Raw genomic sequence first — 12549 nt, 5'->3', positions numbered from 1 at the left:
GATTATCCGAACAGCAGCGTCGAGAGACGGCGACGGGTCGCGGAGACCCACGGGTCCTCGAGTCCGGTCGCCTCGAACAGCTGGAGCAGGCGGGCCTTGGCGGCGCCTTCGCTCCATTCGCGGTCGGCGGCGATCATGGCGAGCAGCTTGTCCGCCGCGCCCTGGCGGTCGCCGCTGGCGATCAGCGCATTGGCGAACACGAGCTGCGCCTCCATGTCGGCGGGGCGTTCGGCCGCGGAGGCGCGCAGCGCCTCAAGTTCGGAAAGGTCGGGCGCGTCCTCGGCCAGCGCCAGCCCGGCGCGGGCTTGGGCCAGCGCGGGGTCGGCGGCGAGGTTCGGATCGAGGGCGTCGAGCGCGGCTTGGGCTTCGTCCGTGCGACCGGCCAGCGTCAGCGCGCGGATCAGCCCGGCGTTGGCGACGGCATTGTCGGGCGCCATCTCGACGATCTGGGCGAAGATCGAGGCGGCGCGCTCGCCATCGCCGCTTGCCAGCACGTCCTCGCCCATCGCCAGCAAGGGTTCCAGCTCAGCTGCCGCATCAGCCGCCGCGCCGCCTTGGATCGGCAGCTTGGCGAGGATCTGGTCGAGCATCGCCTTCAGCGCCGATTCGGTCCGCGCCGAAGTCAGGTCGGCAACCGGCTGGCCCTGGAACATCGCGTAGACGGTGGGAATCGACCGAACCTGGAACTGCGCCGCGATGAACTTCTCGGCATCGACGTCGATCTTGGCCAGGATCACGCCCTTGTCGGCATAGTCGGCGGCGACTTTTTCCAGGATCGGCGACAGCGCTTTGCACGGCCCGCACCACTCGGCCCAGAAATCGAGGATGACGAGGCTCGTCATCGAGGGTTCGACGACATCCTTGCGGAAGCGGTCGACAGCTTTCTGTTCGTCGAGATTGAGGCCGAGGGTCGCCAAGGGTGTCTGCTCCGATTGCGCGGGTTAGCGGGCATCATGTGGGGTCAGCGGCGGTTTCGGCAAGTGGTTTCCGCCCGCGACACTTAACCCTTGCGGCCCTCAAGACGCGATGCTAACCGCCCGCCTCTCCACGGACCCGGACGGTTTTCGCGCAGGTCCAGCAGACGCACGAGCGGGCGTAGCTCAGTGGTAGAGCACAACCTTGCCAAGGTTGGGGTCGAGGGTTCGAATCCCTTCGCCCGCTCCAGTCTCCTTCATCGTCCAAGAAGGCAGGCGCGATTTTGTCTCCCATCGTAAACGGCAAGAGCCTCAAGCCTCGGTCAGGGTCGGACCCAAGGCAGATCGTCGTGCTGCTCCATGGCTATGGCTCGAGCGGCGCGGACATGATCGCGCTGGCGCCGCACTGGCAGGATGCCTTGCCCGATGCCCTGTTCCTGGCACCGCATGCGCCGCAAAGGTGCGGAATGATGGGCGCGGGCTACCAGTGGTGGGGCCTGTCGGGCTTTGCGCCCGCGGCCCTGGCGGCGGGCGCGGCCGCGGCGGCGCCGGCCATCGACGCGTTTCTCGATCGCAAGCTGGCGCAGTACGGACTGACCGAGGCTGCCCTGGCGCTGGTCGGGTTCAGCCAGGGGACGATGATGGCGCTGCATGTCGGTCTGCGGCGCAAGACCCCGGTGGCCGCGATCGCAGGGTATTCCGGGATGCTGACCAGCGTGGCGGACATCGCCACGAATACCGCCAAACCCCCGGTGCTTTTGGTTCACGGCTCGGCCGATCCGGTGGTCCCGGTCGCCGCGCTGCATCTGGCGGAAAGCGAACTCAAGCGGCTCGGCGTGGCGGTGACCACCCATGTCTCGTTGGGCGTGCCCCACAGCGTCGATCCGGTGGGGCTACGGCTGGGGCGGGATTTCATCGCCAAGGCGTTGCTGAAGGCGGTCTAAATTGCGGGTTGCGCGCCCGTCCGCCCCGCGCCACTCCGTGGCCAAGGCAGGCGAACGATAGGATGGCGTGGATGGCGGCGGCGGGTAACGACGGCAAGGCGATGCTCACCGGGGTCAGGGTGCTCGACCTGACGACCGTGGTGTTCGGCCCCTATGCGACCCAGATCCTCCACGACCTGGGCGCGGAGGTGCTCAAGATCGAGGCGCCGGAGAGCGGGGACATCGCCCGCTGGCTCGGTGCTCCCGCCAAGACCCCCGGAATGAGCCCGACCTTCTTCGCGCTCAACGGGGGCAAACGCTCGGCCGTGCTCAATCTCAAGGACGCGGACGATCTGGCTGCGATGCACCGCCTGGTCGGCGAATGCGACGTGCTCGTGCTCAATGTCCGGGGCAAGGCGCTCGAGCGGCTGGGACTCGATTTCGCGTCGGCCAGAGCGCTCAATCCGGGAATCATCTACGTCCACTGCGTCGGCTTCGGGCAGAGCGGGCCTTATGCCAATGAGCCTGCCTACGACGACGTGATCCAGGCCGCGACTGGGTTCGCCAGCCTGCCCGCCCGCGTCGATGGCGACCCGCGAGCGCGGTATGTCCCCTCGCTGATCGCGGACAAGGTTTCGGGGCTCCACGCCGCCTACGCCGCGCTGGCCGCGATCGTCCACAAGCTGCGCACCGGCGAAGGACAATATGTCGAGGTGCCGATGTTCGAGGCTTTCGCCCAGTTCTCGCTGGTCGAGCATCTCGCCGGGCTGACTTACGATCCACCCAACGCGCCGGCCTGCTATGCCCGCCAGATCGATCCCAACCGCCAGCCGTTTCCGACGAGCGACGGTTATATCAGCATCGTTCCCTACACCGAGCAGGCCTGGCCGCGGCTGCTCGAAGCATTGGGGGCGGGCGATGCGATCACCGATCCGCGCTTCGCCACGCGCGAGAAGCGCGTCGCCAACGTGACCCATCTTTACGCGCTGCTCGCGACGCTGACCGTCAACCACACCTCGGCCGAGTTGGAGGCGCTATGCCGTACCCTCGATCTCCCGGCGCGCACCGCCCGCGACATTGGCGACATTCACGATGATCCGCACCTGGCCGCGACCGGATTCTTCGCGCGCCGCGAGCATCCCAGCGAGGGCGCCTATTGGGAGATGAAGCAGCCGGTCGAATTCGGTGGCTGGCCCGCGCGAGAGCGGGGCCCGCCGCCCAAGCTGGGCGAGCACCCGCCCGCGTTCTCGCCGCACGAGGAGTGAAACGCCGGGAACGAAGCGGCCCGGTTGGAGCTTTTGCAGCCACCGATCCGTCAACGGAGCAACCCATGCGTTTTCATGCCCTCGTTCTGCCGCTCCTCTTCGCCGCCGCCGCGTGCGGGACCAAGACACCCGACGCCGCGCCAACCGCGGAGGCGAGCGCTTCGCTGCCGATGGACGCCGGACCAAGCGCCGCGCCGACGCGTGCGGCCGCAACGTTGATGACCGCCGACGGCAAGGATGTGGGCACGGTCACGGTGCTGCCTGCTGGCGAAGGCATCCGTCTGGCAGTGCAGGTCAAGGGCATGCCCGCGGGCGAGCACGGCATCCATCTTCACGCCGTCGGCAAGTGCGAAGGCCCCAAGTTCGAAAGCGCGGGCGGTCACTGGAACCCGGCGGGCAAGAAGCACGGGCTGGCCAATCCCGACGGACCCCACGCGGGCGACATCCCCAACCTGACCGTCGGCCAAGACGGCACCGGGATCGTCAACACCACGCTTGGTGGGGGCACCGTCTCCGACCTGATCGATACCGATGGCGCCGCACTGGTGGTCCACGCCAAGCGCGATGACGGCAAGACCGACCCTTCCGGTGACAGCGGTGACCGCATCGCCTGCGCGGTGCTGAAGGCCAGCTAGATGCGCCGGTACCGGAAGTACCAGACCTCGTGCCCCAGCCTGCGGGCCTTGGCCTCGTAGCGGGTCTCGGGCCAACCGCCGGGGCGGGTCTGCCAATCGACTGGGCTCTTGGCGAGCCATTCGAACGTAGCCCCGTGGCGCTGCATTATCATCAGCGCGTGGCGCAGGTAGACCGGATGATCGGTGCCGAAGCGGAATTCGCCGCCGGGTCTGAGCTTGGCCGCGATCAGCTCGAGCGGGCCGTCGTTCATCATCCGCCGCTTGGCGTGGCGCGCCTTGGGCCAGGGATCTGGGTGGAGCAGATAGACGAAGCTCAAGGCTCCGTCGGGCACGCGGGCCAGTACCTCCAGCGCATCGCCATGGTGGATGCGAACGTTGCCGAGTGCGCCGTCACGGATATGGACCAGCGCCTGGGCGACGCCGTTGAGAAATGGCTCGGCGCCGATGAAGCCGTGATCGGGTAGCAAGTCGGCGCGGTACGCGAGGTGCTCGCCGCCGCCGAAGCCGATTTCGAAATGGAGCGGGCGGTCGTATCCGAACAGCCGCTCGGCGGTGACCGGGCTCTCGGCGGGCACCGCGATCTGCTGGAGCAGCGTGTCGACCAGCGCCTGTTGCCCGGCGCGCAGTGGCTTGCCCTTGGCGCGGCCGTAAAGGCGGTTGATCGTGGTCGGGTCGCCGGGTTTGTGCGCGGTCATCGCGGGGCCGGTGGCAGGGGCCGCCCTCGGGGTCAACCGGCGACGAGGCTGACGAACTCCTCGCGCTTGCCCGAGGGATCGGGGGGCAGCGCATCGGCGAAGTAGGTCAGCCGGATGTCGAAAGGATGGCCCACCGAGGTCTGAATCAGCGCCCTGAGCTTGGCCTCCTGCGCGGACGAGAGCGGCTCGGCGACAACCAGCCGCATCTCCACTGTTTCCAGATCGCGCTGGATCAACTGGTAATGCCGCACAGGGGCGATGGCGTGAAACTTGCTATAGCCGGTCAGCGGCCAGTGGCGCGCGCCATCGGGGGTGACGACCAGGTTGCGCTCGCGCCCCATGATCCGCTCGATCCGCGGCAACCCCCGCCGGCACGCACATGGCGTCCCCGCCATTGCATAGTCGCCGATGGCATAGCGGATCAGCGGTGTGGCGAAGTTGTGGAGGTCGGTCACCAGCACGCGGCCCCATTCGCCGGGCGCGCAGGGCTTGCCGTTGTCGTCGATCACCTCGACGATGTGGGTCTCGGCCATGATGTGATAGCCGTCGGCGTCGGGGCATTGCAGCGCGAGGAAGCCGAATTCCTCGGAGGTATAGGCGTCCTCGATCGTCCGCCCGAGCAACGCCTGCGTCCGCGCGCGCAGGTCGGGATGGACCATCTCGCTCATGCAGCGGACATGGGCGAGGCCCTGGAACTGCCGCCCGCCGCACTCGATGATGTCGAGCATCGCGCCCAGCACGCTGGGATAGGTGACCAGGACTTGCGGTGCGAAATCGGCGATGCGCGCGTGCAGTTCGGCGACCGCCATCGTCGCGGGCAGGCTGAGCGCGGGGCCGGTGCGATAGAGCAGCGCCAGCGGCTCGCCCCAGTCGGGCAGCGGCTTCACCTCGTGCCGGTGCGCGCTCATCGCCACGAGCCGTCCGCGTGCGTCGCGGCTCTGCCAGCGGTGGTCGCGCACCGTCATCGCCATGTGGCCCAGCTTGTTGAGCCCGGTGCGCCGCACTCGCGTCGGCTCGCCGGTCGAGCCGGAGGTCTGGGTCATGCCCACCGGCTGGTGCGCCTCGGGCACTTGGGCGCAGAACAAGCCGTCATGGTCCTGAAGGCCGCGCCGGGTAAGCGAAGGCAGGCGCGCCAGTCCGCCCGGCTGGGCGAGGTCAACGGCGGTCAGATCGGCCGCTGCCAGCCGCCGGGCAAAGGCGGGCGAATGCCGCGCGCAATGGTCGGCAAGCAGCCCGAGCTGTTCGCGCTGCGCCTGTTCGATCTCCTCGATCGGCAACCACTCGGTGACTTCGAGCCGGGAGACGTAAGCCTCGACCAGTGCGGCCACCCCCTGCACCAGCGGCGGCCAGGCGACGCCGGGGATTGCGCTGTGCAAGATGTCGAACGCGGCAGGCATTCCTGGCGGGGTGGCATCGGCGGTCGCGGCGGTCAATTCCGCAGCCTTCCTGCGCGGCCGCACGGTTGGAAGAGATTTCACACGAAGCCACGAATACGTAGTGCCATCGGCGAAGCCATCATAAATTCCATCGTTGGGCCAAACGCAACGAGGCGTGACGAAAGATGCCTGCGGCGCCCAGGCCATCTTCGTGACTTCGTGTGAAGCAAATCGCGGACAAGCGTCCACTCTCGCAGGCGAACATAGCAGTCAGTGAGGAAAGCAAGGGTCAGTTCGGGGAGGCTTCCCGCCCGATTGCGCATCGCCCCGGCGAGAGTGGGCAAGGCTCAAACCAAAAACGGCCCGCCTCTCGCGAGACGGGCCGTTCTGGGTAGCGTAGCTTGCGCCAGGTAAATCAGGCCGCTTCGGCGCGGTCCTCGGGATCGCGCAGCACGTAGCCGCGGCCCCAGACGGTTTCGATGTAGTTCTCGCCCTCGCACGCCATCGCCAGCTTCTTGCGCAGCTTGCAGATGAACACGTCGATGATCTTCAGTTCGGGCTCGTCCATCCCGCCGTAAAGGTGGTTGAGGAACATTTCCTTGGTCAGCGTGGTGCCCTTGCGCAGGCTCAGCAGCTCGAGCATCGCGTATTCCTTGCCGGTCAGGTGGACCCGCGCGCTTTCGACCTCGACGGTCTTGGCATCGAGGTTGACCGCCAGCTTGCCGGTGCGGATGACCGATTGCGAATGGCCCTTCGAACGGCGCACCACCGCGTGGATCCGCGCGACCAGTTCGTCGCGGTGGAACGGCTTGGTGACGTAGTCGTCGGCGCCGAAGCCGAAGCTGCGCACCTTGGAATCCATCTCGGAAATGCCCGACAGGATCAGCACCGGGGTCTGCACCTTGGCGACGCGCAGTTTCTTGAGCACGTCGTAGCCGTGCATGTCCGGCAGGTTCAGGTCGAGCAGGATGATGTCGTAATCGTAGAGCTTGCCCAGGTCCAAACCCTCTTCGCCCAGATCGGTCGAATAGACGTTGAAGCCCTCGGTGGTGAGCATCAGCTCGATCGCCTTGGCCGTGGTCGGCTCGTCCTCGATCAGCAAAACACGCATGTGGCGGTACCCCCCGTTATCTCTGCCCCGGTAACAAACCGTCAACTCGTCTTGCCGGTCATTAACCACAGGAGTTCTGAAGAGAAAAGGTTAATTTCGTGTAAACGTCGGGATTCCGGGGGCTTGCGGCGTGAATGTCACAGAGGTTGGGGAACGGACAAGGCGGTCAAAGCACCTTGATCGGCGTAGCGGCGAGCGTCTTTGCTCGTTTGGCGAACTTGCGGTCGAAAGTGACGAATGCGTCGCAGCGGCCTGCCGACGCCAAGTGGATGGCGTCCGCGAAGTCCATGCCTTCCTGATGCCAATCCAGCGCTTGCGCGATTACGTCGGGCGCTTCGAAGGTCACTCCTCGCAAACCTCCCAGGGCACGCAAAGCGCTGTTCACATCGGGCTGCGCAAAGCGATATGCACCGCGAAGTACCCACTCGGTCTCGAGCAGAACCGTTGATAAAACGAACGTCTCTCCGGCTGCGATGATGCGCTTGGCGATCCGCGTCTGCGCTTCGTCGTCATGGGTGAGCAGCCTTACCAGAACATTAGTATCAACGGCGCGCACGGCGCTTCGCTTCTCGCATGACGGCCGCGTCCATCTCCTCGATGGTCAGAGCAGGCCCTTCATATTTCAGCATTCCGCAAACTTCGTCGAGCGTGGTTGGGGGAAACAAGGGACTGGCCCTGAGCAACACGCCATCAGGCGTATCCTCCACGGTCAGCCGTGTCCCCGCCGCCCACTGCCGCTTGTCACGGATCGCCTTGGGCAGGATCACCTGGCCTTTGGTCGATACGACCGTGCCAATCTTCTCGTGAATACCCATCGCCCTCACCATGTTGTAAGACGAGGGTAAGATAGCATGAACCCCGGGAACCGGCAAGGCGAGGCTAGCCCCCCCGATCCCCAGCGTCGCCGCCGCCTCGCGCAACTGCCTGCTGGTCGCGCCGTCGTTCCTGAACGCGGCGAGGCCGCCCTGAAGCGCCTCGGCAGCCTGCTTCTGCTGGCCGAGCTGCACCCGGCTGCGCATCAGCATGATCCAGCCTTGCGCGTTCTGCGGATTGGCCTTCAGCTTGGTCTCGAGCCCATCGACCATGCCCTGGATCATCTGGTCCTGGGCGCCCTTGGGCAGCGCGCTGGCGGCCTGGATCTGGTCGCGCGTCGGGCCCGGGATGCCCGCGGAGGCGATCTCCTGGCCGGTGGTCTTGAAGCCGTTGGCGGGCGGGGCGGGGCTGATCGCGGCAAGCCGGGTGGCGACATCGATGCTGTTCTTCTTGCCGACCGCGGCGATCACCTCACGCACGTCGGCGACCCACGGCGCGTCGGCGGGCGAATCCTTGAGCAGCGCGAACCACTCCTCGACCGCTTCGGTGTGCTTGCCGTCGAGATCGAGGCGCACGGCATGGAAATAGCGCGCGCGCGGCTCCTTGGGATCGAGCGCCAGTGCCGCATCGAACGCGGCGGCGGCGTCGGGGGGGACGCCGTCGCCGTCCTTGCTCGCCAGGACCAGCGCCTCGCCCAGCATCGAGAAGTATTCGGGGTTCTTGGGATCGAGCACGGTCGCGCGCTTCATCGCGGTCGCCGCCTCGGCATAGCGCTCGGTCTGGTAGTACGACCAGCCGAGCATCCGCCAGCCCTCGGCGTCGTTGGGATTGGTCTTCAACCGGGCCTCGAGCTGGGTGATGACCTCGTCCACCGAGGGCTGCGCGGCAGCCGCCGGAGCCGCGGCGGGCGGCGCCTCGCGACTGCGCCAGATCGCCACCCCGCCCGCCGCGAGCGCGATGACCAGCGCGGCGCCCAAGGCGATGCGTCCGCCGCGAGGGCCAGACGCCCCGGAACCGGAGTTGCCATCGACGGCTCCGGCGCTGGTTTCGGCTTTGCTCACTGGTCTCTCCTCCGGTCGCTGTCGCAGCGCCACGCATATCGCGGCGCCCGGCGACGCTGGCAAGCGCTTCGCAACCTCACGGCCGACAAGCGAAAATAGCGGGTGGAAATCGTAGCTTGTTTCGCTAAGGTCGAGTCAATCGGGGGTCGCAGCAGGCAAGTACAGGGGCGTCGGCACCAGCGTGCCGCGGCCTGTTGCGACGGGGGACGTGCACCGGTGAGCGAAATCTACAAGGTAGCGATCATTGGCTCGGGGCCGGCGGGAATGTCCGCCGCAAGCCACGCGGCCAAGCTCGGCCTGAACCACGTCCTGCTCGAAAAGACCGACCACCTTTCGGATACGATCTACAAGTATCAGAAGGGCAAGCACGTCATGGCGACGCCCAACCAGTTGATCCTGCGCTCAGATCAGGAGTTCGACGCGGGCAAGCGCGAAGACATCCTCGGCAAGTGGAACGACCGGACCAAAGAGCTCAACGTCAACGTAAAATTCAATGCGGAAGTCAAGTCGATCAAGGGTACCGGCGACGCGATCCCCGGCTCGATCCAGAAGATCGTCAGCCGCGCTCGCGACGGATCGACCACTACGACCGAACTGCAACGCCACGCCCCTCCTTATGAGCTGACCCTGACGAACGGCGAGAAGGTGATCGCCGAGAACGTCATTCTGGCCATCGGCACTCAGGGCAACCCCAACCTGATGCGCTGCCCCGGCGGGGATCTGCCGCACGTGACCTATCAGCTCGACGATCCCTATGTGGTGGTCGACCAGCACATCACCGTGGTGGGCACTGGCGACGCGGGGATCGAGAACGCGCGCGGTCTGGTCGAGGACGAGGTGCAGGGCAACGTCGTCACCGTGCTCAACCGCGCGCAGAAATCGACCAACGTCCGCGAAAGCTTCGCCACCGCCAAGGAACCCAACGCCAAGGCGCTGGTCGACGACGACGCTGCCGGCCGCCTGACGATCATGTACGAGACCGAGACCAAGGAGGTCGAGCCCGGCTGGATCACGCTGACCACGCGCGACGGCGAGGAGCGTATCCGTTGCGACCGGATCATCGCCCGGATCGGCTCGGCCCCGCCGCGCGGGTTTGTCGAAGGCTGCGGGATCGAGTTCGCCAGCCAGGACCGCCTTGCCTTCCCGACGCTGTCGCCGGTGTTCGAATCGACCGCGCCGGGAATCTTCGTGATCGGTGCGCTGGCCGGCTATCCGCTGATCAAGCATTGCATGAACCAGGGCTACGACGCGGTCGAATTCATCAACGGCAACACCAGCCTGAAGCCGGCGGACCAGCCGCTGCTCGACGCCAAGTTCGCCGGGTTGCCGGGCAACCGCTCGGTCGAGGATTGGCTCGAGTTCCTCAAGAGCAACGTCACCATCCTCAACAGCATGACCACGCTTCAGTTGCGCGAGTTCATGCTCGATTCGGACATGCGTTCGTACCGCAAGGGCCAGACGATCTTCGAGAAGAACGATCCCGGATCCTCGCTGTTCGCGATCGCCGACGGGATGGTCCACGTCCGGATCGATCCGACCGACACGTCGAAGGTCGTGCCGATCGAGAAGGGTTCGATCTTTGGCGAGGTCGGCCTGATCTCTGGCCGCCGCCGAGGCGCGACGATCGTCGCCGCAGAGGACACAGTCTGCGTCGAGATCAGCCGCAACGCCGCGCTCAAGCTGCAGAGCCAGGTGCCGACTGCCAAGAAGGCGATCGAGCGTATCTCGACCGAGCGCCAGCTACTCCAGATGTTCGGCGCGGGCCTTACCCCGAACGACATCCGCGAAGTGGTCGACGATGCCAAGATCATGCAGATCAAGGCCGGCGATACGATCCTGCGCGAGGGCGACGAGGGCAAGGAAATCTTCGTGATCCGGGTCGGCTCGATGATCGTCGAGAAGATGGTGGGCGGCAAGCCGGTGTTCCTTAGCTATCTGCCGGCCGGATCGTACGTCGGTGAGATGGCCCTGATCGCGGGCGGGCAGCGCACCGCCAGCGTGCGTGCCGCGGTCAAGTCCGAGGTCATCAAGATCGATGGCGAGAAGTTCGAGGCGGTGCTCGCGGGAAAGCCCGCGCTGCTCGAGCGCGCGCGCAAGGACATGGAATTGCGGCGCCAGACCAACGCGCTGATCGAATCGAAAAAGGACTCGATCTCGAGCGTGGTCGATCTCTATTCCGAACAGGCCGCGTTCCTCGTCGCGCAGGGACTGGGCGAGGCGACCGACGTGCTGCTGATCGACGAAACGCTGTGCGTCGGCTGCGACAATTGCGAAAAGGCCTGCGCCGATAGCCACGAGGGATTGAGCCGTCTCGATCGCGAGGCAGGTAAAACGTTCGCCAACCTACACGTGCCGACTTCGTGCCGCCACTGCGAGCACCCGCACTGCATGGCCGACTGCCCGCCCAACGCCATTCACCGTGGCCCCGACGGCGAAGTGTTCATAAACGACACCTGCATCGGCTGCGGCAACTGCCAGCGCAACTGCCCCTACGGGGTGATCCGCATGGACAAGGTTCCGCCCAAGAAGCCGAGCCTTCTCAATTGGCTGCTCTTCGGCAGCGGTCCCGGACCGGGCGAGCCGCCGTACAAGTGGTCCAAGAAGAACATGAAATACACCGGCGACCCGGCGATCGACGAATCGCTCGATCGCAAGAAGGCAATCAAGTGCGACATGTGCGCCGGCATCGACGGCGGTCCGGCTTGCGTGCGCGCCTGCCCGACCGGCGCCGCGATCCGCATCGCTCCCGACGAGTTCCTAACCGTCGCCCGTCTGGAACAGGAGAGCGCCTGATGGCGACCATCCCGCATAACCCCGACCAAGGCGATTTCGAGACCGCGGCGACGACCAAAGCCTCGACCTCGACGGTCAAGCCGACGAAGGCTCCGCGGGTCCGCCGCGACAAGGTCACCAGCCACGAAAGCTTCCTCACTTACGGCAACGGCCGCTGGTGGAAGACCGCGATCGCCATCTGCGTGATCTGCTTCGCGACCTATTTCCTGATCGACATCCAGCCACGTCACAACGGCGGGTCGTGGTATGGCTATACCTTGGGCACCATCGGCTTCGGACTGATCCTGTGGCTGACGCTGCTGGGCGTGCGGAAGCGGGCGATGACTCCGGGGCGGTGGAGCCTGAAGGCCTGGACCAGCGCGCACGTCTATCTCGGACTCAGTCTGATCGTGATCGCGACGCTCCACACCGGCTTCCAGCTCGGCTGGAACGTCCACACCCTGGCATGGTCGCTTATGATGATCGTGATCCTGTCCGGACTGTTCGGGATCTATGTCTACGCGACGCTGCCAAAGGCGCTTTCGCAAAACCGTTATGACGAGGATGGCGCGATCACCGAGAAGGTGATGATCGAGCAGATGAAGCAGCTCGACCGCCAGATCCACGATTCGGCGCAGCCGCTCGATCCCGAGGCTGCCGCAATCGTCGAAAAGTGCCTGGGCGAGGACGTGTTCGCGGGGTCGTTTTGGCAGCGCGCGCGCAACAGCTATCCGGGCGATCTGACCCGCATCGCGATGACCGAGCTGCGCAGGCTGCGCAACTTCCGCCCGCGAACCGACGACGACCCGTTCGAACGCGTCGAGACGCTGCTGACCAAGAAGGAGGCGCTGCTCGCGAAGCTGCGAAGGCATCTCCAGCTCAAGAGCTGGCTCCAGGCCTGGCTCTACATCCACGTCCCGGCAACCTTCGCCCTGATCGCCGCGCTGACCGCGCACGTGATCAGCGTGTTCTTCTACTGGTGAG

11 protein-coding genes and 1 tRNA gene are annotated in these 12549 nt (G+C 66.0%); 6 read left to right on the top strand and 6 right to left on the bottom strand.

Annotated elements, in window-relative coordinates:
- Positions 1 to 2: 2 nt before the first annotated feature.
- Entirely contained in the window at positions 3 to 917 is a 915-nt protein-coding gene (locus tag GKE62_RS09155; protein WP_154691973.1) for a tetratricopeptide repeat protein, read from the bottom strand.
- 172 nt (positions 918 to 1089) lie between these two features.
- Between GKE62_RS09155 and GKE62_RS09150 the strand changes: the two genes are divergently transcribed.
- The 4 genes from GKE62_RS09150 to GKE62_RS09135 all read left to right on the top strand — a co-directional run bounded on the left by GKE62_RS09150 (position 1090) and on the right by GKE62_RS09135 (position 3737).
- Positions 1090 to 1164, top strand: a tRNA-Gly gene (locus tag GKE62_RS09150).
- A 34-nt stretch (positions 1165 to 1198) separates the two neighbouring features.
- The gene (locus GKE62_RS09145) at positions 1199 to 1858 is read left to right on the top strand and encodes an alpha/beta hydrolase (RefSeq protein WP_230207039.1); all 660 of its coding nucleotides are present in this window, start codon (positions 1199 to 1201) and stop codon (positions 1856 to 1858) included.
- A 71-nt stretch (positions 1859 to 1929) separates the two neighbouring features.
- On the top strand, positions 1930 to 3102 hold the full coding sequence (locus tag GKE62_RS09140) for a CaiB/BaiF CoA-transferase family protein (protein WP_230207038.1): 1173 nt from the start codon (positions 1930 to 1932) through the stop codon (positions 3100 to 3102).
- A gap of 65 nt (positions 3103 to 3167) precedes the next feature.
- The gene (locus GKE62_RS09135) at positions 3168 to 3737 is read left to right on the top strand and encodes a superoxide dismutase family protein (RefSeq protein ID WP_154691971.1); all 570 of its coding nucleotides are present in this window, start codon (positions 3168 to 3170) and stop codon (positions 3735 to 3737) included.
- Here the strand turns inward: GKE62_RS09135 and GKE62_RS09130 are convergent.
- The 5 genes from GKE62_RS09130 to GKE62_RS09110 form a co-directional block, all read right to left on the bottom strand.
- A complete protein-coding gene (locus tag GKE62_RS09130) occupies positions 3734 to 4432 on the bottom strand; it encodes a tRNA (guanosine(46)-N(7))-methyltransferase TrmB (RefSeq protein WP_154691970.1) in 699 nt (232 codons plus the stop codon). The two genes, GKE62_RS09135 and GKE62_RS09130, sit on opposite strands and share 4 nt — an antisense overlap.
- Positions 4433 to 4464: 32 nt before the next feature.
- Entirely contained in the window at positions 4465 to 5865 is a 1401-nt protein-coding gene (locus GKE62_RS09125; RefSeq protein WP_195908687.1) for a phenylacetate--CoA ligase family protein, read from the bottom strand.
- A 358-nt stretch (positions 5866 to 6223) separates the two neighbouring features.
- A complete protein-coding gene (ctrA, locus tag GKE62_RS09120) occupies positions 6224 to 6919 on the bottom strand; it encodes a response regulator transcription factor CtrA (protein WP_154691968.1) in 696 nt (231 codons plus the stop codon).
- A 166-nt stretch (positions 6920 to 7085) separates the two neighbouring features.
- Positions 7086 to 7475 (bottom strand): type II toxin-antitoxin system VapC family toxin, encoded by a 390-nt coding sequence (locus tag GKE62_RS09115; protein WP_154691967.1) that lies wholly within the window; start codon positions 7473 to 7475, stop codon positions 7086 to 7088.
- Positions 7462 to 8793: a tetratricopeptide repeat protein gene (locus GKE62_RS09110; protein ID WP_154691966.1), complete on the bottom strand. Its 1332-nt coding sequence runs from the start codon at positions 8791 to 8793 to the stop codon at positions 7462 to 7464. The genes GKE62_RS09115 and GKE62_RS09110 overlap by 14 nt, the downstream gene beginning before the upstream one ends.
- A 216-nt stretch (positions 8794 to 9009) precedes the next feature.
- Between GKE62_RS09110 and GKE62_RS09105 the strand changes: the two genes are divergently transcribed.
- A complete protein-coding gene (locus GKE62_RS09105) occupies positions 9010 to 11586 on the top strand; it encodes a cyclic nucleotide-binding domain-containing protein (protein ID WP_154691965.1) in 2577 nt (858 codons plus the stop codon).
- Positions 11586 to 12548 carry a hypothetical protein gene (locus tag GKE62_RS09100; protein WP_230207037.1) on the top strand — a complete coding sequence of 321 codons (963 nt, stop codon included), beginning with the start codon at positions 11586 to 11588 and terminating at the stop codon, positions 12546 to 12548. Before GKE62_RS09105 ends, GKE62_RS09100 begins: the two co-directional genes overlap by 1 nt.
- Position 12549 lies beyond the last annotated feature (1 nt).

It is taken from the genome of Novosphingobium sp. Gsoil 351 (assembly GCF_009707465.1).
Taxonomy (GTDB): domain Bacteria; phylum Pseudomonadota; class Alphaproteobacteria; order Sphingomonadales; family Sphingomonadaceae; genus Novosphingobium.
This window is presented reverse-complemented; position numbering and strand designations above follow the sequence as displayed.

What these genes read in the sequence shown, in the direction of transcription:
- GKE62_RS09140 (WP_230207038.1), top strand. Translation starts at nt 1,930, where the DNA reads ATGGCGGCGGCGGGTAACGACGGCAAGGCGATGCTCACCGGGGTCAGG.
- GKE62_RS09135 (WP_154691971.1), top strand. Translation starts at nt 3,168, where the DNA reads ATGCGTTTTCATGCCCTCGTTCTGCCGCTCCTCTTCGCCGCCGCCGCG.
- GKE62_RS09130 (WP_154691970.1), bottom strand. Translation starts at nt 4,432, where the DNA reads ATGACCGCGCACAAACCCGGCGACCCGACCACGATCAACCGCCTTTAC.
- ctrA (WP_154691968.1), bottom strand. Translation starts at nt 6,919, where the DNA reads ATGCGTGTTTTGCTGATCGAGGACGAGCCGACCACGGCCAAGGCGATC.
- GKE62_RS09100 (WP_230207037.1), top strand. Translation starts at nt 11,586, where the DNA reads ATGGCGACCATCCCGCATAACCCCGACCAAGGCGATTTCGAGACCGCG.